Origin of the sequence: Brevibacillus sp. HD3.3A, assembly GCF_013284375.2 — a bacterium.
Lineage (GTDB): Bacteria > Bacillota > Bacilli > Brevibacillales > Brevibacillaceae > Brevibacillus > Brevibacillus parabrevis.
The window spans coordinates 2,478,061-2,503,493 of sequence record NZ_CP085874.1 but is presented as its reverse complement, the minus strand read 5'-3'; the positions used below and the strand labels follow the sequence as shown (position 1 = coordinate 2,503,493).

The 25,433-nt window shown below is 51.9% G+C and carries 23 protein-coding genes and 1 pseudogene; 1 reads left to right on the top strand and 23 read right to left on the bottom strand.

Annotation, left to right across the window (positions count from 1 at the left end; translation table 11 throughout):
• Positions 1-9: 9 nt before the first annotated feature.
• The 15 genes from HP435_RS12330 to HP435_RS12260 all read right to left on the bottom strand — a co-directional run bounded on the left by HP435_RS12330 (position 10) and on the right by HP435_RS12260 (position 14,697).
• Complete coding sequence (locus tag HP435_RS12330) at positions 10-1,005, bottom strand: ABC transporter ATP-binding protein (RefSeq protein WP_063226877.1); 996 nt, start codon at positions 1,003-1,005, stop codon at positions 10-12.
• Positions 1,006-1,019: 14 nt separating this feature from the next.
• Positions 1,020-1,937, bottom strand: coding sequence for an ABC transporter permease (locus HP435_RS12325; protein ID WP_122965880.1), 918 nt, complete (start codon positions 1,935-1,937; stop codon positions 1,020-1,022).
• Between the two features lie 7 nt (positions 1,938-1,944).
• The gene (locus tag HP435_RS12320; RefSeq protein ID WP_063226875.1) at positions 1,945-2,877 is read right to left on the bottom strand and encodes an ABC transporter permease; all 933 of its coding nucleotides are present in this window, start codon (positions 2,875-2,877) and stop codon (positions 1,945-1,947) included.
• A gap of 245 nt (positions 2,878-3,122) precedes the next feature.
• Positions 3,123-4,778: a peptide ABC transporter substrate-binding protein gene (locus HP435_RS12315; RefSeq protein WP_173599141.1), complete on the bottom strand. Its 1,656-nt coding sequence runs from the start codon at positions 4,776-4,778 to the stop codon at positions 3,123-3,125.
• 112 nt (positions 4,779-4,890) lie between these two features.
• A complete protein-coding gene (locus HP435_RS12310) occupies positions 4,891-5,361 on the bottom strand; it encodes an Lrp/AsnC family transcriptional regulator (protein ID WP_063226874.1) in 471 nt (156 codons plus the stop codon).
• Positions 5,362-5,690: 329 nt separating this feature from the next.
• Positions 5,691-6,998, bottom strand: coding sequence for a pyrimidine-nucleoside phosphorylase (locus tag HP435_RS12305; RefSeq protein WP_173599142.1), 1,308 nt, complete (start codon positions 6,996-6,998; stop codon positions 5,691-5,693).
• A 24-nt stretch (positions 6,999-7,022) separates the two neighbouring features.
• Positions 7,023-7,832, bottom strand: coding sequence for a purine-nucleoside phosphorylase (locus HP435_RS12300; protein ID WP_122965878.1), 810 nt, complete (start codon positions 7,830-7,832; stop codon positions 7,023-7,025).
• Positions 7,833-7,891: 59 nt separating this feature from the next.
• Entirely contained in the window at positions 7,892-9,064 is a 1,173-nt protein-coding gene (deoB, locus tag HP435_RS12295; RefSeq protein ID WP_122965877.1) for a phosphopentomutase, read from the bottom strand.
• A 124-nt stretch (positions 9,065-9,188) separates the two neighbouring features.
• The gene (xerD, locus tag HP435_RS12290; protein WP_122965899.1) at positions 9,189-10,076 is read right to left on the bottom strand and encodes a site-specific tyrosine recombinase XerD; all 888 of its coding nucleotides are present in this window, start codon (positions 10,074-10,076) and stop codon (positions 9,189-9,191) included.
• A gap of 91 nt (positions 10,077-10,167) precedes the next feature.
• Positions 10,168-10,407 (bottom strand): YqzK family protein, encoded by a 240-nt coding sequence (locus tag HP435_RS12285; RefSeq protein ID WP_122965876.1) that lies wholly within the window; start codon positions 10,405-10,407, stop codon positions 10,168-10,170.
• Positions 10,408-10,465: 58 nt separating this feature from the next.
• Positions 10,466-11,596 (bottom strand): alanine dehydrogenase, encoded by a 1,131-nt coding sequence (ald, locus tag HP435_RS12280; RefSeq protein ID WP_173599143.1) that lies wholly within the window; start codon positions 11,594-11,596, stop codon positions 10,466-10,468.
• Positions 11,597-11,712: 116 nt separating this feature from the next.
• Positions 11,713-12,177 carry a ferric iron uptake transcriptional regulator gene (locus tag HP435_RS12275; protein ID WP_063226868.1) on the bottom strand — a complete coding sequence of 155 codons (465 nt, stop codon included), beginning with the start codon at positions 12,175-12,177 and terminating at the stop codon, positions 11,713-11,715.
• Positions 12,178-12,271: 94 nt separating this feature from the next.
• Positions 12,272-12,898, bottom strand: coding sequence for a stage II sporulation protein M (spoIIM, locus tag HP435_RS12270; RefSeq protein WP_122965874.1), 627 nt, complete (start codon positions 12,896-12,898; stop codon positions 12,272-12,274).
• A 66-nt stretch (positions 12,899-12,964) separates the two neighbouring features.
• Positions 12,965-14,134, bottom strand: coding sequence for an endonuclease Q family protein (locus HP435_RS12265; RefSeq protein ID WP_173595782.1), 1,170 nt, complete (start codon positions 14,132-14,134; stop codon positions 12,965-12,967).
• Complete coding sequence (locus HP435_RS12260; protein WP_122965898.1) at positions 14,134-14,697, bottom strand: NUDIX domain-containing protein; 564 nt, start codon at positions 14,695-14,697, stop codon at positions 14,134-14,136. Before HP435_RS12260 ends, HP435_RS12265 begins: the two co-directional genes overlap by 1 nt.
• Before the next feature lie 102 nt (positions 14,698-14,799).
• Between HP435_RS12260 and HP435_RS29255 the strand changes: the two are divergent.
• A pseudogene (locus HP435_RS29255) lies at positions 14,800-14,847 on the top strand (hypothetical protein); the annotation flags it as partial.
• A 7-nt stretch (positions 14,848-14,854) separates the two neighbouring features.
• On the opposite strand, the gene HP435_RS12255 reads toward HP435_RS29255, so the two are convergent.
• The 8 genes from HP435_RS12255 to lpdA form a co-directional block, all read right to left on the bottom strand.
• Entirely contained in the window at positions 14,855-16,063 is a 1,209-nt protein-coding gene (locus tag HP435_RS12255) for a DUF3866 family protein (RefSeq protein WP_173595781.1), read from the bottom strand.
• A 118-nt stretch (positions 16,064-16,181) separates the two neighbouring features.
• On the bottom strand, positions 16,182-17,303 hold the full coding sequence (locus tag HP435_RS12250; protein WP_122965870.1) for a M20/M25/M40 family metallo-hydrolase: 1,122 nt from the start codon (positions 17,301-17,303) through the stop codon (positions 16,182-16,184).
• 107 nt (positions 17,304-17,410) lie between these two features.
• Positions 17,411-17,848 carry a methylmalonyl-CoA epimerase gene (mce, locus tag HP435_RS12245; protein ID WP_173595780.1) on the bottom strand — a complete coding sequence of 146 codons (438 nt, stop codon included), beginning with the start codon at positions 17,846-17,848 and terminating at the stop codon, positions 17,411-17,413.
• Between the two features lie 346 nt (positions 17,849-18,194).
• The gene (locus HP435_RS12240; protein ID WP_173599144.1) at positions 18,195-20,333 is read right to left on the bottom strand and encodes a copper amine oxidase N-terminal domain-containing protein; all 2,139 of its coding nucleotides are present in this window, start codon (positions 20,331-20,333) and stop codon (positions 18,195-18,197) included.
• A 249-nt stretch (positions 20,334-20,582) separates the two neighbouring features.
• Positions 20,583-21,956: a dihydrolipoamide acetyltransferase family protein gene (locus tag HP435_RS12235; protein ID WP_173599145.1), complete on the bottom strand. Its 1,374-nt coding sequence runs from the start codon at positions 21,954-21,956 to the stop codon at positions 20,583-20,585.
• A gap of 21 nt (positions 21,957-21,977) precedes the next feature.
• On the bottom strand, positions 21,978-22,961 hold the full coding sequence (locus HP435_RS12230) for an alpha-ketoacid dehydrogenase subunit beta (protein WP_063226862.1): 984 nt from the start codon (positions 22,959-22,961) through the stop codon (positions 21,978-21,980).
• Between the two features lie 13 nt (positions 22,962-22,974).
• Positions 22,975-23,967, bottom strand: a complete 993-nt coding sequence (locus HP435_RS12225; protein ID WP_063226861.1) for a thiamine pyrophosphate-dependent dehydrogenase E1 component subunit alpha — start codon at positions 23,965-23,967, stop codon at positions 22,975-22,977.
• Positions 23,968-23,984: 17 nt separating this feature from the next.
• Complete coding sequence (gene lpdA / locus HP435_RS12220) at positions 23,985-25,406, bottom strand: dihydrolipoyl dehydrogenase (protein ID WP_173599146.1); 1,422 nt, start codon at positions 25,404-25,406, stop codon at positions 23,985-23,987.
• Between the last annotated feature and the right edge of the window lie 27 nt (positions 25,407-25,433).

The following is a 25,433-nucleotide window of genomic DNA, read 5'->3' as shown; positions in this document are numbered from 1 at the left end:
ACCCTCCTCCTACGATCCTGCGTGGTTCTGAGCGAGCGGATGCTGCAACCAGCAAGCTGCTCGTTGGGTCGTGCTGATTTCGTTCAACTCAGGATCGATCTCCTGGCAAACACGCATAGCCGATTCGCAGCGAGCGGTAAAACCACAGCCCACTGGCGGACGCAGAAGATCCGGTGGTGTTCCGAAAATCGGCGTCAGCGGCTCGTCGCGGTTCAAGTCCAGGCGCGGTACAGAGCGCAGCAGACCTTTTGTATACGGGTGTTGCGGATTGTAGAAGATGTCATCTACCGTTCCGGTTTCAATCACTTTCCCCGCATACATAACGATAACGCGGTCACACATCTCGGCAACGACACCCAAGTCATGTGTAATGAGGATAATGGAGGTACCCGTTTTCTTTTGGAGATCTTTCATCAAATCCAAAATCTGAGCCTGAATAGTTACATCCAAAGCTGTTGTCGGCTCATCTGCTATCAACAGCTTGGGCGAACAGGCGAGGGAAATAGCGATCATCGCCCGTTGGCGCATACCGCCGGAAAACTCGTGTGGATATTGCTCCACACGTTTTTCCGGTTGCGGAATGCCAACCATGGTCAACAGTTCAATCGCACGATCACGAGCAGCTGCGCGGCTCATGTTTTGGTGCTTGATCAAACCTTCTGTGATTTGGTTCCCGATGGTCATCGTTGGGTTCAACGATGTCATCGGGTCTTGGAAGATCATCCCGATATCTTTCCCGCGGATGGATTCCATTTCTTTATTGGACTTTTTGACGATATTCTCTCCATTGAAGAGGATTTCGCCTTTTTTAATATCGCCTGGCGGCATCGGGATCAGCTTCATGAGGGTTTGAGCGGTTACGGATTTACCGCAACCGGACTCCCCTACAATCGCTACTGCTTCCCCGCGATTTACGTGAAAATTAACGCCTCGTACTGCTTTAACTTCACCTGCATACGTATGGAAGGAAACATGCAGGTCTTTTACTTCGAGAATGCGTTCCATAACGATGATCCCTCCTATTTACGCAGGCGTGGGTCTACTGCATCGCGCAGACCGTCACCAAACAAGTTGAATGCCAAGATGGTCACGGAGATGAAAATGGCCGGGAACATCAGACGCCACGGATAGTACTTCATGGCAGGCAAGCCTTCAGAGGACATGGTTCCCCACGACGCAACCGGCGCCGCTACCCCCAGACCGATAAAGGACAGGAAGGACTCTGCGAAAATCGCAGAAGGTACAGTCAAGCTCAGTGTAACGATGATTGGACCCAAAGCGTTTGGAATCAAGTGTTTGAAGATCAGGCGACCGCTGTCAGCACCAAGGGAGCGAGCTGCCAGGACGAACTCCTGTGATTTGAGCTGCAAAATCTGCCCGCGCACAATCCGGGCCATCCCAATCCACCCCGTTATCGTCAAGGCGATAATAATCGTTCCGACCCCCGGGGATAAGACGACCATCAGCAAAATAACAACGAGCAAGTAAGGAATAGCGAACAAAATATCAGCGAAACGCATCATCAATTCATCTACTTTTCCGCCGTAGAAACCAGCGATACCGCCCCAGATTACACCAATGATCAAGTCGATGAAGGCAGCAGCAAGACCAACCTCCAAGGAAATACGAGCACCATACCAGATACGGACAAACATGTCGCGACCGAGGTCATCGGTACCAAACCAGTGTTCAGCAGACGGCTTTTTGTTTTTGCCCGCCAGGTCTGTAGTGAAATAGTCATTGGAAGACACCATCGGGATGACGATTGCACATACCATCAGTGCAACGATAAAAATCAGGGAAGCCATAGCAACTTTATTCATTTTCAAGCGACGCCATACATCCGCCCAGAAAGAAAGGCTAGGACGCTTGATCGCTTCAGCTTGACGAAGATCGACTGAAACCGGTTGAAAATGCTCTTTAGTCAATTGCTGCATGTTCACATTACTCCTTTCCTGCGTCTGCCAGTTTAATTCGTGGGTCTACCAAGGTATACGCCATGTCTACGATCAGAATCATCACAACGAGGATGATGGAGTAGAAGACCGTTGTCCCCATGATAACCGTGTAGTCACGGTTAGTGATAGACAGTACGAACTCACGACCCAGACCAGGAACACCAAAGATACGCTCGATAACGAATGCACCAGTCAAGATGTTGGCAATCAGTGGACCGAGGTAAGTAATAACAGGCAGCAAGGCGTTACGAATAGCGTGCTTCACTGTGATAGTGAAAGTGTGAAGACCTTTCGCTTTTGCCGTTTTGATGTAGTCTTGTCCAAGAACTTCAATCATATTGGAACGCGTCAAGCGGGCGATAAAGGCCATTGGCGACGCGGCGAGTGCGAGAGATGGCAAAATCGTGTACTCGAAACCTTCCCATTTTGCGATAGGCAGAAGGCCCCATTGAATCGCGAAGAAATACTGATAAAATGATGCCAAGATGAATCCTGGAACGGATAGCCCCAAAACCGCTATCACCATGGCGGAGTAGTCTTGCCACTTGTTATGCTTCAGTGCGGCAATTACCCCAAGGATGATACCCCCGAAGATTGCAAGAAGCAGTGCTTGTGCGCCCAAGTGAGCAGATACAGGGAAACCACGATTGATCATTTCGTTTACAGTAGAAGATTTTTCTGTGAACGATGGGCCAAGATCCCAAGTAACGACACCCTTCAAATATTCGAGATATTGCTCATGCATTGGCAAATTGAGTTTGTATTTAGCCTCAAGAGCTGCTTTGATCTCATCCGGAACGTTTTTCTCTGATGTAAATGGTCCACCCGGTACCGCTTTCATAATGAAGAAGGTGGCCGTTACAATCAGGAAGAGCGAGATGAGCATGAAGATGATGCGCTTACCAAGATAACGGATCAACTAACTTACCCCCTTGACAGATTTTGAATGCTTTCACGTCCCATCTTTACACTGCGGACGTTACCGACACAGTGCAAAAATCGGCTGTGTAAATAACCCAAATGATCTCTTGCGTTGAAGCTTCTCTCTCTATTTTTTCTTCGCTGACTTTTTTGCCAGCTGGTATTTATGGGAAGGGACTGCATAGCAGAAGGTATATGGGTTTCCATATACCCTCTGCCGCAATACCCGATCCTTCAGTTAGGTTACTCTACAGTCGCCCATTTCCAGTCAACGTCACCCAGACCGCCAATGACGATGCCTTTGACGTTTTCTTTTGCCACCCAAGAGTTGGTATAGAAGTAAATTGGCATGATTGGCATTTCATCCATCAGGATTTGCTCAGCATCTGCGAGAATTTTCTTACGCTTCTCCGGATCAGCCTCCAGAGCGGATTGGTTCAGGAGTTCCTTGAACTTCGGATTTTCCCAACGAGTATCGTTGTTTCCACCCATTTTGTCCTTGTACAGCTCCAGGAAGTTGATTGGGTCGTTGAAGTCACCCAGCCAGCCCATGCGGCCCACTTGGAAGTTACCCGCATGCATGTCTTCCAAGTATACTTTCCACTCTTTGTTCTCCAGCTTCACGTCCACGCCAAGGTTTTTCTTCCATTGGTCTTGGATCGCTTCGGCAATCTTCTTGTGGCCTTCAGAGGTGTTGTACGACAGGGTGATCGGCGGCAGCTTGGTCAGACCTTTTTCTTTCAGGCCCTCTTCCAAGAGCTTTTTCGCTGTCTCCAGATCGTTGTCCTTGAAGTAGCCATTCGGATTGAGAACCATGGATGGCGGTACTGCGCCTGTAGCCGGGATTTGTCCCGTTTGCAGAATATTGTCAATCAGGGCTTGGCGATTAACCGCGTAAGCGAATGCTTTCCGAATCTTCACATTATCGAACGGAGGCTTTTCTACGTTGAATTTGTACCAGTACGTGCCCGCGATTGGCTGGGTAGTGATTTTACCCTGCTCTTTCAAGGCCGGAATCGCGTCTGTCGGCAGCGCACTCATCGGTGCACCAGCCCAATCCAACTCGCCGTTTTCGAACATGGACAATTCTGTGTTCTCGTCTTCTACCATGGAGAACTCGATGCGATCAAGCTTTACGGTATCCTTGTCCCAATAGTTGTCGTTTTTCACGAGCACCAGCTTGCTCTTGTGCTCCCAGGATTCCATTTTGAACGGGCCGTTGCCCACATGTGTTTTCGCTTCGCCAGCCCACTTCGCATTGGCAGAAATCACTTTTTCGTTAACCGGGAAGTAGGTTGGGAATGCAGTCAGCTCCAGGAAGAATGGAGTTGGATTTTCAAGTTTTACTTCCAGCGTCTTGTCATCCAGTGCCTTCACACCAATATCGTCAAGCTTTGCTTCTTTTTTGTTCGCTTTTTCACCGTTCTTTACATAGTAGAGCTGATATGCGTAGTTGGCTCCGGTTGCCGGATCCAGCGCCCGCTTCCAGGCGTATTCGAAGTCTTTCGCTGTTACAGGCTCTCCATTGCTCCATTTTGCATCGCGAATGGTAAACTTGTAAGTCAGCATGTCCTCGGAAACTTCCACTTTTTCAGCAGCAGCCATTTGCGGCTTTCCGTCTTGACCGATGCGGGTGAGACCGTCAAAGGTAGCGCGGATAATTGCTGCGGAAGTTGTGTCCTCGGAGAGACCAGGGTCAGCCGTAGGTGGCTCAGAGTGCAGGTTCAATTTCAGAACTTGTGGTTTTTTCTCTGCCTCTGGTGTTGCCGCAGGCTGCTGGGTAGTTGTATTGTTCGCTGGTTGAGCTGGAGTCGAAGCCTGTTGGCCGCCACCGCAACCTGCCAATGCCGTACCCAATACCGCAATCGAGCTTACAAGTGCAAACACATTCTTTTTCAACGCAATAACCCCCCGTACGTTTTCTTTTTTGTCTTTTTTCAGAAAATAAAGGACGAAAAAAACGAACATGTTCCGAAGCTTCCTGACTTCGGCTAGAAGGCATCAACCCCTTTCATTGCAGGGTCACTTCGTCATCCGGAACGAAAGAGAAAGAATCTTTGTACTGCTTCAGCTCCAGTGAAACATCGGCAGCGGCAATTCCTTCAATTTGAGAGAGTCGTTCGTTAACGAAAGTGATCAGCTCGTCATTGCTATGGAAACACGCTTGGATGATCAAGTCGTGCTTACCGCTAAAGGCACCCACAAACCGGACGGCAGAGAATTTGCTCAATTCTTCTGCCACACTTTTCTGTAAACCTAGCTTTGTGGTTAACCCGATGATCGCTTGTACTTTCAAGCCAAGCTTCGCCGGGTCGGGGTGAATAACGAATTGAAAGACTCCATCTTGTAACAGACGGGTAATGCGCGATCGAATGGTTCCCTCGCTCACGCCAAGTTGATGCGCGATTTCTGTATACGGGATTCGTCCGTCTTCCTGGAGGATTTGCAGAATCTGCTTGTCAACATGGTCCAGCTTTTTCATAAATACGTTTTTCCGGGAACCTCCATCCTATTTTTACGAAATTCGAAAAAAACTTTAATAATTTGTCTGTTACATTAAAAGTAATCTGAAATGATAGCGGTGTCAACGAAATTTGACAAGTAGAATTATAAAACATTATAAAGTGAAGCCGAACAGTAAAAAATTTTTTATATTATCAAACAAGCACTTCCTCTTACATATTGAAAAGGAAAATGACAATTTAATCAACTATATTTTCTCGAAAAACTGTATTTTTAAGCAAGAAAGGAGTGCGTACCCCGCTTGAGGCACACTCCTTTCTTTGTTGATCTTTCAAACATCCGCCTGCTTTACGCTTCGATGATTTTATAAATCAGCGGCTGCTCAAGCGGGATTTTTGTCGAAATCGCGAAGGCATTGCCCAATTCTTCCAGGGCGCTTTGCAAAAGTTTCTCGTCATTTGCATGAACGGTAACAAGAACCTCTCCGGCACGCACCTGATCCCCGCGCTTTTTGTGCAGGACGAAGCCCACTGCCAGATCAATCGGCATTTCCTTGGTCAAACGGCCTGCGCCAAGCACGACAGAAGCATGGCCTACCGCTTCGGCGTCAATCGCCTCGACATAGCCGTCCTCAGACGCGACAACCTCATGGATGATCTTCGCTTGCGGCAAACGGGACAGGTCATACACGTCCTGCTTGTCGCCGCCTTGCGCTTCCACCATGTCAGCCAGCTTGTCGACAGCCTTGCCAGTCGCCATCAAGTCCTCAAGCTTCGCACGTCCTTCTTCGACGGTTGCAACGAGTCCGCCCAATACGAGCATGCGGGAGCCGATCGAAAGCACCAGCTCAGTCAAGTCTTTTGGACCTCTGCCAGCCAATGTTTCTACTGCTTCCTTCACTTCCAGCGCATTCCCCACGGCAAAGCCCAGCGGCTGGTTCATGTCGCTGATGACCGCCACTGTTTTGCGTCCTACCTGGGTGCCGATCGCTACCATCGCTTTCGCCAACGTTTCGGCTTCCTCCAGGTTTTTCATGAAGGCTCCCTTGCCTACCTTCACGTCGAGCAGGATCGCATCAGCACCCGCTGCGATCTTTTTGGACATGATAGAGCTGGCGATCAGGGGAACGGTGTCTACTGTGCCCGTCACATCGCGCAAGGCGTACAGCTTTTTGTCTGCCGGAGTCAGGTTGCCGGACTGCCCGATGACGGACACGCCAATATCGCGCACCTGCTGCAAAAACTGCTCGCGCGTGCGCTCTACCTGAAAGCCGCTGAAGGACTCCAGCTTGTCGATCGTTCCGCCTGAATAGCCCAAGCCGCGTCCGGACATTTTGGCCACAGGAATCCCTGCTGCCGCCACCAGAGGCGCGACGACAAGTGTGGTCTTGTCGCCTACTCCGCCTGTGCTGTGCTTGTCTACCTTGATTCCTGAAAGCGAGGACAGGTCGAGCTGTTCGCCCGATCCCGCCATGGCAAGTGTCAAGTCGCCTGTCTCGCGCGCAGTCATGCCCTTGAGCAACACAGCCATTGCCCATGCGGACATCTGGTAGTCAGGGATGCTTCCGTCTGTATATCCGTCCACGAGAAACTGAATTTCCTCAGTCGTCAGCTCGCCGCCATCCCGCTTTTTGATGATGATATCGACCATGCGCATAGGTGGTCCCTCCGTTTCTGTGTCTTACAGCTTCGCTACAATCCCGTTGACCAGCGCCAGGAACTGCGCTTTAACCTTTTCGGTTGTCTCCATTACTTCATCGTGGGAAAGCGGCTGTTCGAGAATGCCCGCTGCCATGTTGCTGATGCAAGAAATGCCCAGCACGTTTACTTTCATATGACGCGCCACAATCACTTCAGGAACGGTGGACATGCCCACGGCATCCCCGCCCAATTGACGCAGCATGCGGATCTCTGCCGGAGTTTCGTAGCTAGGACCAAGCAGACCTACGTATACGCCTTCGCGCAGGTTGATGCCTTGTTCGGACGCAACTTGGCGAGCCAATTGGCGCAGTTCTTTGGAGTACGCTTCGGACATGTCCGGGAAACGCGCGCCCAGCTCGTCGTCGTTTGGCCCGATCAACGGGTTGCGGAAAGTCATGTTGAGGTGGTCAGAAATCAGCATCAGATCGCCTGGATCGTAGCCTTCGTTAATGCCGCCCGCTGCGTTGGTTACGATAATCGTTTCCACGCCGAGAAGCTTCATCACGCGGATCGGGAACACAACTGCGTCCAGTCCGTGGCCTTCATAGAAGTGAAAACGCCCTTGCATCGCTACGACTTGCTTGCCTTGCAGCTTCCCGATCACGAGCTGTCCTTTGTGTCCCACTACAGTGGAAACGGTGAAGCCAGGAATTTCATGGTATGGAATGACGACCGGATTTTCGATTTCGTCCGCCAAAACGCCAAGACCCGATCCCAGTACAAGGCCGATTGTCGGTTTTTCCGAAAGTTTTGGTTCGATAAACGCTACTGCTTCATGCAAGTTTGCCATGTTTGAACACTCCTCTTTATTTTGTTTCTTCTATATAAATGTTTATAATTACTTAACCTTTATACACGATTCAGGAAGCTTTTTCCGATTGCCGGAGCAGCTACGCCAAAATTGTCTGCAATCGTTGCGCCCAAGTCAGCGAATGTTTCGCGAATGCCGAGGTTCTCGCCGTTCGCAATTCCTTTGTGATAGACGATCAGCGGAACGTATTCGCGCGTATGGTCGGTTCCGTGGTGCACCGGATCGTTGCCGTGGTCTGCCGTAATGACGAGCAAATCGTTTTCTTGCATCGCAGCCAAAATCTCCGGGATGCGCGCATCGAACTCCATCAACGCCTGACCGTACCCTTCCGGATCACGGCGATGACCGAACTTCGCGTCAAAGTCCACGAGATTCACAAAGGACAGACCTGTAAAAGACTGCTTCATCGTACCGAGCAATTGGTCGACGCCGTCCATGTTGTCTTTGGTGCGGATCGATTGGGTGATTCCTTCCTCGGCGTAAATGTCGCTGATTTTTCCAATCGCAATCGAAGTCAGCCCGGCATCCTGCAAACGGTTCATGACGGTCGCTTCGAATGGTTTTACGGAATAGTCGTGACGGTTGGAGGTACGCGCGAAGTTGCCCGGCTCGCCGACAAACGGTCTGGCAATCACGCGGGTAACGGCAAATTCATCGCGCAAAGTCAGCTCACGCGCAATTTGGCAAATGCGGTACAGCTCGTCCAATGGCACAACTTCTTCATGAGCCGCCACCTGGAAAACGCTATCAGCGGAAGTGTACACAATGACAGCACCTGTCTTCATGTGCTCTTCGCCAAGTTCGTCGAGAATATCTGTGCCGGAAGCTACTTTGTTGCCCAGCACTTTGCGTCCGATGCGCTGCTCAAATTCTGTGATCAGTTCAGCGGGAAAACCGTCCGGGTACGTATTGAACGGCGTAGACACATGCAGGCCCATGATCTCCCAATGGCCTGTCGTCGTATCTTTTCCCATGGAGATTTCCTGCATTTTTCCGTAGTGAGCCGCAGGAGCTTCTGCCGCAGGCACTCCTTTTAGCGGCGCAATGTTGCCGAGACCGAGCTTTTGCAGGTTCGGCAAGGAAAAGCCGGCGACGCGCTCCGCAATGTGACCAAGCGTATGCGCTCCCTCGTCCCGGAATTTCGGAGCATCCGGCTGTTCGCCAATCCCTACGCTATCCATAACGATTAAAAATACGCGAGAATACCGCAATGTTAACGCCTCCAGTTCAAAAAAGGAATAGTGTTCCAAAACAGGTCGTCAGACGTCTGACCTGATGGAGATAAGTTTGCTCCGCCTCAGACTCGGGCGGAGTCATCTGTTTGCCGCATCCGCCTTACGCTCTTGGATGCGTTTTGGCATAAATGTCCTTGATTCTCGTTCGGGTCACATGCGTGTATATTTGCGTCGTGGAAATATCCGCGTGCCCGAGCATCTCCTGCACCGAACGCAGGTCTGCTCCGTTTTCCAGCAGGTGCGTCGCAAAGGAATGGCGCAATGTATGTGGCGTAATCTCTGCCCGGATGTTGGCTTTCAAGGCATAGCGCTTGATGATTTTCCAAAATCCTTGGCGTGTGATCTGTTTGCCCAAATGATTGAGGAACAGCGCGGAGTCGCCGCTTCCCTTCACCAATTTGGGACGTCCGGCCTGCAAGTAGTGGCGGACCATTTGAATCGCAACAGAGCCAAGCGGAATAATCCGTTCCTTGGACCCTTTTCCCATACATTTGACAAAGCCCATGTCCAGATTGACGTCCGCTTTATCCAGATTGACCAGCTCGGAAACGCGAATGCCTGTCGCATACAACAGCTCAAGCATGGCTTTATCCCGCAGTCCGGCAGGATGATTGACAGGAGGACTGTCCAAAAGGCGCTCCACTTCGTCAACCGAGAGCACTTTTGGCAAGCGCTTCTCGATTTTGGGCGTCTCCAGATGGATCGAAGGGTCTTTGTCAATGAGTTTGTCCCGAACGAGAAACTGGTAAAAAGCACGGATCGATGCCATGTTGCGCGACAGCGTTGCCGTTGCCCGTCCTTTTTCCCGCAAGACGAGCAAATAGCCAATGATATGTGTCCGCGCCGATTCCTCGATACGGGTTACGCCCTGCTCGTTCAGATACGAGGTGTAGGCCACCATGTCGCGCTGATACGATTCCAGGGTATTGCGCGCTAACCCTTTTTCCACAGAAAGGAAGTGGATAAATTGATCAATCAGACTGTCCATGAAGCTGTCCCCTTCAAGGTGATAAGTATCCAGTATTGCTTTCCACACCAAGTAAAAATCTCCTGCTGCCCGTACACAAAAAAATGTGCAATTACTCTCCCGTCAAATAAAACAGCTGCAAACGGGCGAGATAACCGTCCCAATCTTGTGTCTGTGGGGAGTTGATGATTTTTACGACCTTGACGGCATTGCCGTGCGGTTCATGATAAGGATCAGCGGGCAAAAGTTTATCCGCCAACAAGGTGACGATACCGTACGAGAGCAATGAGCATGTCACGAATAACAGCAAAAAGCGAAGCGCCTCCATAATCCGGCGATACGGGACCCCCATTTTGTCCACCTCCCTGCTCTCTCCATATGTATGCATCTGCCACCTCGCCCATTCTGCCCTACAGCGGCAAGTCCTGCAACACATCATCCAGAGGGGTGTACGGCAAGGACAAGGAACGGGCAACGGCTTCGTAAACGATATGGCCGTTCAGCACGTTGACGCCTCTCGCCAAAGCACGGTGTTGGGCAATCGCCGCCCGGTACCCTTTGTTTGCCAGCAACAGCCCGTACGGCAGCGTGACGTTGGACAGCGCAATCGTCGAGGTGCGCGGCACAGCTCCCGGCATATTCGCGACCGAGTAGTGGACAACGCCGTGTCTGACATACGTAGGATCACTGTGCGTAGAAATCCGGTCTACCGTCTCGATGGAGCCTCCCTGGTCAATCGCCACATCGACAATGACAGAGCCAGGCGTCATGGACTTGACCATTTCCTCTGTGACCAGCCGCGGAGCGCGGGCGCCGGGAATGAGCACCGCGCCGATCAGCAAGTCTGCGCGCCTTACCGCTTCGGCAATATTGTACGAGTTGGACATCAGCGTATGCAGTCTGCCGCCAAATATCTCATCCAGCTCGCGCAGCCGATTCGCATTAATATCGAGCAGCGTAACGTTCGCTCCCAGCCCGATTGCCATCCGCGCCGCATTCGTTCCGACGATGCCACCGCCGACGATGACGACATGACCGGGCAGTACGCCAGGCACTCCTCCCAGGAGAACGCCTTTGCCACCGTGCGGCTTCTCCAGGAACTGCGCTCCGATCTGCACAGACATTCTCCCCGCCACTTCGCTCATCGGCATGAGCAAAGGCAGGGCACCGCTGTCGGTTTGAATCGTCTCGTACGCAACCGCCACCACCTTTTTCGCCCGCAACTGTTCGGTCAATTCCCGTTCAGGGGCGAGATGCAGATACGTAAACAAGATTTGATTTTCCCGAAAATAAGCGTACTCGTCTGGCAACGGCTCTTTTACCTTGCAAATCATGTCCGCCTTTTTCCATACTTCCTCAGCGGACGGCTGAATTTCGGCCCCGGCTGCTGCGTAGTCTTCATCGGTAAAGCCGGAACCGACACCTGCTTGCGTCTCCACCAGCACGCGATGTCCCGCTTGCTTGTAGGAACTTGCACCAGCAGGCGTCAGTCCGACGCGATTTTCATTGTTTTTGATTTCTTTTGGCACACCAATAATCAAAAGCCATCTCGCCTCCTGTCTCCATGTACTGTTTTAGGATGCCACAGGAAAACGCAGGCCATTACAAAAGCTCTCCCGGAAAAAGAAAAAACTTCTCCGTTCCCAGAGAAGTTGGCTTATTTGAAGTCCTCTACGTTCACTTTATCGATGCAGCGGCTGCAAACGCCGTAAAAGGTAAGTCGGTGGTCGGTAATAGCAAAGTTATAAACATTCTTGACCTTTTCTTCTGCACTGACAAGCAAGTCTTCAAAAATTTCGTCCACGGTTCCGCAATTGAGGCAGATCAGGTGATGGTGGTGGTAAGCTGCGTTGTCATCGCGCAAATCGTATCTCGCTACCCCATCGCCAAAGTTCATTTTATGAAGGATTTTCAAGTCGCTCAAAAGCTCAAGTGTCCTGTATACAGTAGCAAGCCCGATTTCCGGAGCTTTATCCTTCACCAGCAAATAAACATCTTCCGCGCTCAAGTGATCTTCTTCGTTTTCCAGCAAGACGCGAACAGTGGCTTCACGCTGTGGTGTCAGCTTGTAGTTCTGTGAATGCAACTGTTGCTTGATCTTCTCTAATTTTTCTTCCAACATTAATGCCCCTCCCCGCTCGCATGAAACCTGTTCCTATTATAGTAGAGGGGCGTCGAATAAGTCAAATGCATAAGTTATTACCTGATAATAATTCTTAATTAATTACGAGCTGCATCAGCCTCGGTGAAACAAAAGTCTCGAACAAAGCAGCCAGCGTCAGCACGCCGAGCATCGATATGACAAGGACGGTGTAGCCCATAAAATGTGGCATGATCCCGTCTCGCTTGCTTAACAACCGGGTTTGAATCAGCCGCATGGAAAAAGAAATTCCGCTTACACCTACAATGAACAAGGCCGGGACGACGAGCAAGTTTTGCGGGAGAACGCCCAGCATGGCGAACGTTACTCCTTTCCACTGCAACTGGCTGACCAAAAAGCCGACAGTAAATCCGATGACGACCCCTTTGAGAAACAGCATCAACAAAATCATTGGCAGGCCGATGATGGACAAGCCCAATACCCACATGATCGCAACTGTCTTCGAATAATGCCCGAACGACTGCTGAAAATGGGCGCTCGTTTCCGGGATGCCGCTTGTGCTCAGGCTGTTAAAAAAATATTGGAGAAATCCGTACAACTCCTGCTTTTGCGAGAGCGGCAGCGAGTTGACGAGCACAGCACCGAAGATGATCCCCATGGTAAACAGGACGATCGTAAACCAATAGAGCGACTGATGTTCTCTCATATAGGATTGGATAGTTTGTCCGACTCGTGAACGCACGGTTCGTCCCCTCCCGCTTCGCTGATTACTGTACAGCTTATGCGCCGGGGGTGGCGACTATGACCGCTATGACAAAATCACCTTTCCGTAAGTACCCGCGCCGCCTTTTTGCACGTTCAACGATCCGTCCCTGCCCGCGACAATGAGCTTGGCGATTTTTTCTCCGACGACCTTTGCCAACTCGTCCTCCGTGGCTCTATGCACCACATTCATTTGCGTCCCGAAGGCTTGGTACAGCTTCTCAAGCAGTTTCGGCCCGATTCCGGGGATAAACTCCAGCGGAAACTGCTCGATATAAGGAGGACGAAACGCAGGGTGCGCTCCCGCCTCCCGATCGGCCAACTCATCAATGCGGGCTGCCACACCCCGCACAATCCGCTTGTGACCGCACTCCGGGCATCTCCCCGCAGCATCGGCCGGCAAGAGCGACTGGCAGCCTTGGCAAGCCGTCTGATGATATTTGCCCAGTTGCGGATGCAAACCGTAGTTGACCGCAACAGCTCTGCCGTCCTGGCGGCGAATCGCCTTTTCCCATTCGGCAAAAGAACGCTCAGCCATGCGGATGCTCTGATACTCCCTGCCAATTTTCCCGAGCGAATGCGCGTCCGAATTGGTGAGAAACGTTTTGGTGTGCAGCTCGGACAACCGATCCGCCATGTCCGTATTGGCACTCAGCCCAAGCTCCACAGCATGTACCAAGGTTGGGTCCAGCACGTCAGCCAAATGATCGGTACAACTGCCGTACAGCCCCTTGTGCGGCGTAAAAATATGGGCAGGAATCAACAGGCCGCCAAGGTGCTCCACCCATTCCTGAAGCTCGCGCAAACGCGCCGACACACGCTGCGAGCTTAACTGGACATTTTTGCAGCGCTGCGAGAGCCAGCGTGTCCATTGCTGCATGGCGCAAAGCGTCGGCAAGTAGACAAGAAAATGCGCTTCTCCCCTGCCCGGCTCCTTGATTTCCAGTTCGCAGCCCAAGATGAGCATCGTTCCCTTGTACAAAATCCCTCCGTGCTCGTGCTCCGCCGCTACACCCGCTTCCAGAAGGGACAGCAGCTCGTCCTGCACCTCGGGCGAGTGCGAATCAATGATCCCGATGACGTCCATGCCCTTTTTTTCCGAAGCTTCCTCCAATATTTTGGTCAGCGTCATCTGCCGTGAAGCCGTTATTTTCACCGGCTTGCCCGTCCACGTGCCGCCAATATGGATGTGCATGTCGCAAAAGTAGTTGTGCATCAGCCCTTCAACTGCTCTCTCAGCAATTTGTTCTCCCAGGCAAACAAGGCTACGACCGTTTTGGCATCGCGAATCTCCCCGTTTTTATGCAACTCGCGCGCCTCCTCCAGCGTCAATTCGAGGGTGTCCACAAATTCGTCCTCGTCCGGCTTGCTCTCGCCCTTTGTCAGCCCTGTAGCGACAAACACATGCAAAAGCTCATCGGCAAATCCCGGAGACGTGTAAAAAGCACTGAGCGGCTCGTAATGGCTCGCCACATAGCCTGTCTCTTCTTCCAGTTCGCGCATGGCGCAAGTCAACGGCTCCTCGCCCGCTTCCAGCTTACCCGCCGGGATTTCCACGATCGTTTGCTCCAGCGGCTTGCGGAATTGGCGTACAGCTACGAGCTTGTTATCGTCGGTCAAGGCGAGAACCGCAACAGCCCCCGGATGATTGACAATCTCGCGCTTCGCCGTGTTTCCGTTAGGCAAAAGCACGTCATCCACTTTCAGTTTAATGATTCGCCCTTCGTAAATCGATTGGCTGGCAATCGTTTTTTCGTACAAATGATCTTGCTTGCTCACATTCATCATCCTTTTTTCAGCTTGGCGTTCTAAATCCACTTGTCTCTCCATAAGTTGGGAGCATGAAGCTTGTCCACCCTATTGTATCGGAGGAGATTGTGGATGAAAACCTATGTCAGCGAAAAGCAATTGCGAATGGTCGGGAAAGCTTGGGAAATCAAGGCTGCTCTTCGTTCCTGGTCAAGTAAAGACCTAACGCTTCAAGAGTACCTGACGAAACGGGCAAACGCGGCTCGCCGTTAGCAGCGAGCTTGCCGCTTTGCATGCTTTTTCCCACCATATCTGCCGCCAAAACAGCGGTTTGAAACGGCACGCAGTCCACTTCCCAGCTTCTGCCCATCGTGGAAAAGGACAAGCCATGCCTTTGCTCCAACGCCTTCAAACGCTCGCTTGCAGGAGCCTTTCCTCTGACCAGAACGTGTTTCGCGGAACTGTTGGCAACGGCCTGCGCCTGCTGCTTGATGAGACAATCGCGCTCGTCTCCGAGAACAGGCAACGTCACGATTGTCGGCGCCAGGGCAAACCGCCCCAAAATTGCGGTCGTATGATGGCTGATTCCGTAATGCCTGCTGCGCTGGTCAGCAAAGCTGATGCGCGGGATAAAAAAAGGGGTCCCGCCAAGAGCCGACACGGCGTGAATGACTTCCGCCAGTTGAACGCCGGAAAATCCGTACACTGTACCCGTACCTGCGACGCCAGGCCCAAGCATGCACAGGATGACATCTGCCTTTTCCACATGACGTGCGGCCAGCAAACCGCTGTGAATCGTCACCGCCTCGCGATTTCCTCCCCAGGCGTGTCCAGTCGTGACTGTCGCTGTCAAATGGCCTGCTCGCGACAACTGCCGGACGTGCTGGCTGAAAGCAATCGGCAGCGAAGCAGCGTCAGGCATCACATAGACGATCCGCAACTGCGGATGCTTCTCTTTTAAGGCAAGAACAGCTGGCGGCAACAAGCTGTGCAGCTCTCCGATCAACACAGGCGTACCTTCCAGCGTCAAGTCTGCCTGCAAAAACAGCTCATGAAAAGGGCTTGCCTGTTCTTCCACGGCATCCACTGCCAATTGCCACGGGGAATAACGCATTTTCATAATATGCCCCCATTCGCTCGGAGCCACATCACAATCGACTTCCCCGGCGCTTTTGCCCACGACCAGATGAAATCCGCCTGTCCCCAACTGCAGCTGAAGCGCTGTCGTGTTGAGCAAAAGATTGTCTCCTGGGGAGTATTCCTCCCGGGCAAAAGAAATCGCCTTTTGCGTTTGCAGGCTTCCCGCTTCTTGCCTGCTCAGCTTTACCTCCAGCACTTGCATGCCTGTTTGCCGCTCCAACACGCGAATGACCGTACCCGTTGCCAAATGCAGCATGCTCTTCCCCCTCGTCCGCTCCTTCCTACAGTGTATGACAGACCACGATTGTCCCAATCATCCAACCCGAAAAGAAGCAAAAAAGCGGAACCCTCTGAAGGATTCCGCCACCTGTCGTTTACTCTTGTACTTCTGCGATGATCGCCAGCACCAGTTCTGCCGCTTTGTTCAGCTCGGAGATTGGCATGCGCTCGCTTTTCGTATGGATTTCTTCATAACCGATCGCAAAGTTCACGCTCGGAATGTTGTATCCGTTGAATACGTTGCCGTCGCTGCCTCCGCCACTTGCAACCAGCTCCGGATTGCGGTCAATACGCTTCACCGCTCCAATCGCTTTGTTTACAACTGGGGTAGATTCATCGAATTTGTAGCCATGGTACATGAAAATGACTTCGTTCTCGCACGTAGCGCCCATCTCGGCAGCCGCTTCCTCGAATGCCGTCGTCATTTTTTTCACTTGCGCTTCCAGCTTGTCCATGACCAGGCTGCGCGCTTCCGACCAGATTTCCACATAGTCCGTAACGATGTTGTACGCCCGGCCACCTTCAAAACGACCGATGTTCGCAGTCGTGTCCGCATCGATGCGCCCCAGAGGCATGCGGGAAATCGCCTTGCTAGCAACAGTAATCGCACTGATTCCATCCTCTGGATTCACGCCAGCGTGAGCCGCTTTGCCGTGGATTTTGGTGATGATTCTGTACTGCCCAGCACCTGCAACGGTGATTTTGCCAACCGGACCTTCGGAGTCGAGAATGAAGCCCATCTCCGCTTTCAGCAGGCTGGAATCCAAAGCGCGGGAACCTACCAGGCCGGATTCTTCCCCGACTGTCAGAACAACCTGGATCGTTGGATGCGGCAGGTTTTGTTCCTTCAGCGTGCGAATGCCTTCAAAAATCGCAGCAATGCCGGCTTTGTCGTCCGCTCCCAGAATGGTCGTGCCATCGGAGTATACATAGCCATCGCGGATTTGCGGTTTGATCCCGTTTCCTGGCACTACCGTGTCCATATGGCTGCTGAACAAAATAACCGGGCCGTTTCCTGTGCCTTCCAAGGTAGCAATCAGGTTGTTGGCGCCGTGTCCTGTTTTCGCTGCCGCATCGTCTTCTTGGACGGTAAAGCCCATCTCGATCAGCTTTTCTTTCAGCACTTTGTTTACGGCTGCTTCGTTTTTCGTTTCGCTGTCAATTTGCACAAGCTCCAGAAACTCGTTTAGCAAACGCTCTTCGTTGATCACACTCACACTCGTTACCTCCCGATTACTTGCCCGATTTTGGTACATATTCACAAGTTCCAGTATACCGCAAAAAATTTTTTTCTACTACGAAATCACTCGCGATTCTTTTTCACTCATTGCTCGTCCACATGCGAATTTTCGTTTTTCGGGTATTGGCACAGCTCGTACAGCACTCCGCCAGCCGCTTTTGGATGCAAAAACCCGATCAGGGCGTCATGCGCACCTGTTTTGGGTGTCTCGTGAATGAGCGGCACTCCCTGTTCCTTCAACTGCTGCAAACGGGTTGTGACGTCGTCTACATCCAGTGCGATATGGTGGATTCCTTCTCCCCGCTTCTCGATGAACTTGGCAATCGGGCTGTCTTCGCCAAGCGGCTCCAAAAGCTCAATTCGGCTTTCTCCGATTGCCAGAAACGCTACCTTGACCTGCTCGCTTTCTACCACTTCTGATCCTACCAATCGCAAGCCCAACTGCTCCGTGTAAAAAGGAAGCGTCTTCTCCAGACTCTTTACCGCGATCCCGATATGGGCAATTTTGTTTGGGGTGCTCACAGCCATCATCCTTTTTTCAAATGGTTGTCTCGAAAGCGACATTTCGGTACAATCCTGTTGAGGTCATTCGATCGTACTTTTTTTATTCTAGCATAGCCAGGGTCGAAATTACCTGATCTTTTCCTTTTATTTGGGCATTTTCCGATCTGAAAGGAGGTTTTTTCTGTTATGAAATTTCAATCCCTGTTCGCAAAAATCCTCATCGGGTTGTTGATTCTCTCCCTGATCATCCCAACGTTCTTTTACTATCTGTAAGCGGCGAGACTCAACTGTCTTGCAAGCAAAAACCCCCTGCTGCAGCCTTTGTCAAGCTGTGCAGGGGGTTTCTCGTTTTGTTGCCTTGTTTTTATTTGTAGACAAACACGCTGGATGTTTTCGCATCCCAGCCTACTTTATAACCGAGGTTATCGGTTACCGTACGGATTGGAACCATCGGCATGCCATTGTTCAAAACAACTGGCGCAGGGAGCGTAATTTCTTGAGCGCCCAGCTTCGCTTTATTGGAGCCAACAGTAAACTTCAACACTTTTGTGCCGCTGATTACCGCGACGTCTTTGTTGTTCCATTGTGTAGTCAAGGACAGCGCTTCTTTGAAAAATTGCGCAGGCACCATTGTCGTGTTGCCATTCACAATCGTAGGCGCTACTTGCAGCGGATACGCTTTTCCGTTTACGGTGAAGTTCGCAGTACCTACTTTGAACAGAGCCGCATTTGCAGGCACAGCTACAGAAGGTTGTGCTGGCTGAGCAGGTTGAGCTGGAGCAGGCATACCTACACCTACCGCCCGTGCAAACAGCAGACCTTTTTCTTCAGAGGTAAACACGCTGATGCTGTAAGTGCTTTTCACCGCTGGATTCACGATATTCGCAGCTGCATTGATGCTGATGTTCGCCGCAGTGGCAGCAGGGATGTCCTGCGATGGGTAAATCAGCACATTTTGGCCGCGCACAGCAACATAGTTGGCTGCCACGCCGTTCACAGACACGTTCGCCGGAGCGATGTAAGCCGGAACTTTGTAACCTGCCGGGAATACAAGCTCAACGAAATCGCGTTGCTTCACAAGCCCTACACCCAATGTTTTGATTGCCACATTGACGCCTGTCGCTTTTCCAACCGCTGTGGAAGTCAGACCGATCGTCGCAGTGCTGTTGTTCACTGTGGTGTTCGGCACTGGAGTCGGCGTTGGGGTTGGAGTCGGATTTGGCGTTGGATTTACCGAAGATCCGCTAACAGAAAACGATTTGGATTCCAAAGTGCGGCCTGCAACCGTTGCTTTGAGCGTGTAGCTACCCGCCGATTTCGGATTGGTGATCCATGCTCCCACAGCAACAACGACTTTCACTTCGCTGGTCGAAGAGAAGTTGGAAGGAGCTGTTACGTATACTTTGTTGCCCGCAGCGCTTACACGCTTCGCCGTTTTTCCGTTCAATGTAAATTCGGATGCGCTCAAGATGCCTGGCACCATGTCGGAAGAAGGAAATTCCAAAATGAGGTCTTCGTCCGCTCGGAGCTGTTTGTTGCCGAAGTCCGCATCAAAAGTGTAGCTGGTGCGCGCGCCAGCAGCTGGATCAGACAAATTGACGGAGAAAGCACTGGTAGCCGTGCTGGTGCTGGAACCGGATTTGGTGATCTCGAATTTTTCGGACTCGTATGTAACTCCGTCGTACTTCACTTTGAATGTATATTTGTCAGCACTGCTCGGATTTTCAATACCAGCCGATTTGCTGAACTCGATGGTCATGTAGTCATCTCCGTCAACGGAGCTTGGAACTTTGATTTCCACTTCGCCTTTACTCACGCTGACAGACTTGGCAGTCGTTCCGTTGACTTTGACATCGCTCGAATCAATGCTGGACGGCAGCATGTTTTTGTCCGGGAAAACTACAGTGATGTATTCGTTCGATTCCAGCTCGTCGCTGCCTTTGAGCGAGATTTTTCCCAGCTTGATGCTGGTTTCATCGCCAGCTCCCTTGGAACCGAGCGATACTGCATAGTCGTTGCTGGAACCGCTGCTGGAGCTGGAACTGCCGCTCTTTTTGATCTCGATCTCGCCCGTATCTTCATCGTCGTCATTGCTTGTACCTACGGTGACATCGTACGTGCCTTTGCTCTTCGGATTGGTGATGCCCGAAGTGATGTCGATGGTAATTTTTCCTGCGTCAACGCTCTCGTTTACAGTGATCTTGATTTCATTGCTGCTGACTTTTACCGTTTTTATATCGAAATCGGCATCGATATCACTTTCATCGATGTTTTTGCTGATTTTGAAATCAGAGTCAAATTCGATTGTGATGGAGTCGCCTTTTTCCAGGTCGTCTTCCATCGTAAATTTAATCGTGTACTTGCTATCTTCATCTACCCCGTCATCTTTTGCCGTGACAGACACCTTGCTTACGGCATGCGCCTCTTGCGGTATAGCAACAAAAGGTGTAGCGGCCAGCGCGGATGCCAGCACTAATGGTAGTGCTTTTTTACTTTTCTCCATGTTTTTCCTCCCACATTTGCCTATAATCTGGAAATTTTTCTCTAGCAGGTCGCTACCAGTCTACCATAAATGATATCTGGTGGGAATCTCTTCTACGGAAGATTCGAGACCCATTGGCTACTATTGCTAAGACGATGTCGCCCGCGAAAAAGTTACAGTCCAAAAAGAAACAGCTCAAAAATTTTTATCAAGCAAAAAACCAGGTCTGCTTCGACCTGGTTGCAGGGTGTAACCCGTCCTTCGGCAAAATCAGTACAGCTTGGTGTCCGGCCCGATGCTCTCCAGCTTCTGCTTCACGCTTTGCAGGAAACGTCCGCAAATGAGCCCGTCGAGCACGCGGTGATCCAAAGACATGCACAAGTTCACCATCGAACGTACCGCGATCATGTCGTTGATGACAACCGGGCGTTTTACGATGGATTCCACGCTGAGAATCGCTGCCTGCGGTGCATTGATGATCGGCTGGGACAGAACAGAGCCGAAAGATCCGGTATTGTTCACGGTGAACGTACCGCCAGTCATGTCGTCCATCGTCAGCTTGCCGGCGCGCGTGCGCGCAGCCAGATCGTCAACCGACTTGGCGATGCCCAGGATGGATTTTTGATCGGCATCCTTGATGACAGGTACATACAGAGCATCTTCTGTCGCAACGGCGATCGAGATGTTGATGTCTTTTTTCACGATGATCTTGTCATTCGCCCAGGTGGAATTGATCATCGGAAATTCTTTCAGCGCTTCCACGACCGCCTTGATAAAGAACGGCAAGAAAGTCAGATTGAGCCCTTCTTTTTTGGCGAACTCAGATTTGGCCTGGTTGCGGAAGTTGACCAGATTGGTTACGTCCACCTCGATCATCGTCCAGGCATGCGGAGCTTCGTGCTTGCTCTGTACCATGCGGCTGGCGATCGTGCGGCGGATAGGCGTCACCGGAACGACTTGATCGCCGCTGGCAACCGGGATGTCGATTGAAGCTGCTGGTGTCGCAGTTGGAGCAGCGGTCGCTTGTGGTGCAGGGGTTGTCGCAGCAGGCGCAGGCGTTGCCGCCACTGGCGCTTGGGCAACAGCTTCCACTACTGGTTCAGCAGGTTTTTGACCACCTGCATCAATAATTGCTTGCACGTCCTTGCGCGTAATGCGCCCTCCCGCACCCGTACCTGCGACGCGAGACAAATCAATGCCATGCTGCTGGGAAAGCATCATCACAGCAGGAGAATAACGTTGCTTAGGCCCTTCGTTTCCAGCTGCCTGTGGAGCAGCGGCAGGAGCAGATGGCACCGAGATCGCTGCCACCGCAGGCGCTGCGCTCGGTTGGCTGGCTGCCGCGGCAGGTGTAGCTGGGGTAGCCGCCTCAGCTGCCGGACTCGCTTGCTCCGCCGATCCTCCGCCACTTTCTTCGATATATAGAATCAACGTTCCGACTGCTACAGTTTCTCCTTCCGCAACCACGATCTCCGTTACCCGACCGGATACGGTAGAAGGAACTTCCGCATTCACTTTGTCCGTCGTCACTTCAGCCAATGAATCGTATTTTTTGACGGTATCGCCAACATTGACCAGCCATTTGCTGATAGTCCCCTCGGTTACACTCTCACCCAGTTGGGGCATAAGTACTTTCGTTGCCATGACCTGTGGTCCTCCTCGCCTTTAAAAGTTGGCCAACTCGCGCATTGCTTCCAACACTTTATCCGGATTCAGCATGAAAAATTTCTCCATCGGAGGACTGTACGGCATTGCAGGTACATCCGGTCCGCACAGACGTTTGATTGGAGCATCGAGATCGAACAGGCAATGTTCGGCAACGATCGCCGCCACCTCTCCGCCGACTCCGCCCTCTTTGTTGTCTTCGTGCACGATCAGCACTTTTCCGGTCTTGGAGGCAGCTTCTGCAATCGCTTCCTTATCCAATGGGTACAAGGTGCGCAAGTCGAGAACATGCGCGCTGATACCTTCCTGTGCGAGCTTCTCGGCTGCTTGCAGGCAGAAGTGCAGGGCGAGTCCGTAAGAAATAACCGTAATGTCCGTACCTTCACGCTTGACGTCCGCTTTTCCGATCGGCAGGACATAGTCGTGCTCAGGCACTTCGCCTTTGATCAGGCGATAGCAACGCTTGTGCTCGAAAAAGAGAACCGGGTCCTCGTCGCGGATCGCCGCTTTGAGCAAGCCTTTTGCATCGTAAGGGGTGGACGGAGCCACCACTTTCAGCCCAGGGATATTCGTAAACATCGCTTCCACCGACTGCGAGTGATAGAGAGCGCCGTGCACGCCGCCGCCGAATGGAGCGCGGATCGTGAGCGGGCAATTCCAGTCGTTGTTGGAACGGTAACGCATTTTCGCCGCTTCGCTGACAATCTGGTTGACGGCTGGCATGATGAAGTCGGCAAACTGGATTTCCGCAATCGGCCGCATGCCGTAAGCAGCCGCCCCGATCCCTACCCCGACAATCGCCGATTCAGCCAGCGGAGTATCAATCACGCGCTCCTCGCCAAATTCATCAATCAATCCATTGGTCGCACGGAATACGCCACCGCGTACCCCTACGTCTTCTCCAAGAATAAACACATTGGGATCGCGACGCATTTCTTCCCGCATCGCCATCGTAATCGCATCAATAAACGAAATGACTGCCATGAAAGATCCCCCCTTAGTTCCCGTATACGTGAGTCAATGTCGATTCAGGTGTCGGATATGGTGCGTTTTCCGCATACTCCGTCGCTTCGTCCACTTCCAGCTGCACACGAGCCAGCATATCCGCTTCTGTATTTTCATCGAGCAAGCCGATTTCTCTCAAGTAAGCCGCGAAAACGATCAACGGATCTTTTTTCTTCGCTTCTTCGACTTCTTCACGCGTGCGATAGACGCGGTCGTCGTCGTCACTCGAATGGGGAACCAGACGGTACATGACCGCTTCGATCAAGGTTGCTCCTTCACCGCGACGAGCGCGATCAACAGCTTCCTTCATGACGCGATACACTTCAATCGGATCGTTGCCGTCTACGCTGACACCCGGGAAGCCGTAGCCAAGAGCGCGGTCCGCCACGCTTTCGCAAGCCAGTTGCTTCTTCAATGGAACAGAGATGGCGTACTTGTTGTTTTCACAGAAAAAGATGACCGGGAGCTTGTGCACGCCCGCGAAGTTGGCACCCTCGTGGAAATCCCCCTGGTTGCTGGAGCCTTCCCCGAAAGAGGTGTACACGACAAAATCTTTGTTTTGCATTTTGCCTGCCAAGGCCATGCCAACCGCATGCGGCACTTGGGTCGTAACCGGGCTGGAACCTGTCAGGATGTTGTATTTTTTACCGCCGAAGTGACCAGGCATTTGGCGGCCGCCACTGTTCGGATCTTCTGCTTTGGCAAAAGCGGAGAGCATGCAATCGCGGGCAGTCTGACCAAATACCAGCACCAGGCCGAGATCGCGATAGTACGGGCACAAGAAGTCTTTGTCCGTCTCCAGAGCGAAAGCTGCTCCTACCTGTGCTGCCTCCTGACCTTGGCAGGAAATGACGAATGGCACTTTGCCCGCCCGATTCAACAGCCACTGGCGTTCGTCAATTTTTCGCGCGAGCAGCATGTAATAGTACATGTCCAGAACTTGCGCATCTGTCAAACCAACTTGTTCATGCCGTTTGGTTGTCATTGTGGATACCCTCCTTGCTAATTGTGAATCGCTTTTCCATCGACGGCCAATGCCGCTTCCATAATCGCCTCTGAGAGAGATGGATGCGGATGGATGGTCTGTCCAATCTCCCATGGCGTCGCATCCAGTACCCGGGCCAAGCCCGCCTCGGAGATCATGTCGGTCACATGCGTACCGATCATGTGAACCCCTAGCAAATCATTCGTTTTGGCATCAACGACCAACTTCACAAAGCCGTCATTCTCGCCATGGATCAGTGCCTTGCCCAATGGCTTGAAGCTGAATTTGCCTACCTTTACTTCAAAGCCTTGCTCGCGCGCCTCTTTTTCCGTCAAGCCGACATTCGCCACTTCCGGACGGCTGTACGTGCATTTGGGAACCTTCGTGTAATCGAGCGGATGCGGATTCAGCCCAGCCATGTGCTCGACAGCCAAAATTCCTTCGTGCGAAGCAACGTGAGCCAGCTGCAAGCCGCCAATCACATCGCCAATGGCATATATATGCGATTCTGCCGTCTGGAAATGTTCGTTGACCACGACGACTCCACGCTCGATCTTGATCTCGGTCGCTTCCAGGCCGATGTTTTCTACATTGGCTTGGCGGCCTACCGAGACGAGAACTTTTTCTGCTTCAAAACGGTCGACGCCTTTTTTCGTCTCAGCCGAAATGCTGACTTTGCCCTCGCCTTTTTCCAGCGTCTCGGGAAGCACCTTCGCCCCTGTGACGATGTTGACTTTGCGTTTTTTCAGCAAGCGAGCCAGTTCCTTGCTCACTTCTTCGTCTTCGAATGGCAAAATGCGATCTGCGTACTCGACAATCGTCACATCGACGCCAAAGTCGTTCAGCATGGACGCCCACTCGATTCCGATCACGCCGCCTCCGACGATCACGACCGACTTCGGCAACTGTTCCCACTGGAGTGCCTCGTCGCTCGTCACTACATAAGAGCCGTCAATGACCAGCCCAGGAAGCGTACGCGGGCGGGAACCCGTCGCGAGCAGCAAAAAGCGCGGCACGATCATTTCCTGATCGCCGTTTTCTTTTTCAATGCGGACAGCACCTGCTTGCGGCGAAAAGATGGATGGCCCCATCACGCGGCCGAAGCCTTCGAAAATCGTGATGCTGCCTTTTTTCATCAAGTATTGAATCCCTTTATGAAGTTGGTCGATAATGCCTTGCTTGCGCTCCTGGATTTTGCTGAAATCATAGCCAACCGCGCCTGCCGATACACCGTATTTGTCCGCTTCCTTCAAGGTCGAAAATACTTCTGCGCTGCGCAAAAGCGCTTTGGACGGAATGCAGCCGCGATGCAGGCACGTTCCACCCAGCTTTTCTTTTTCCACAATCGCGACTTTCATTCCCAACTGGGACGCACGGATCGCTGCTACATAGCCGCCGGTTCCTCCACCGAGAACGACCAGATCAAATTCTTGTGACATGCTTGAGCTCTCCTTTCATAGAAGCGC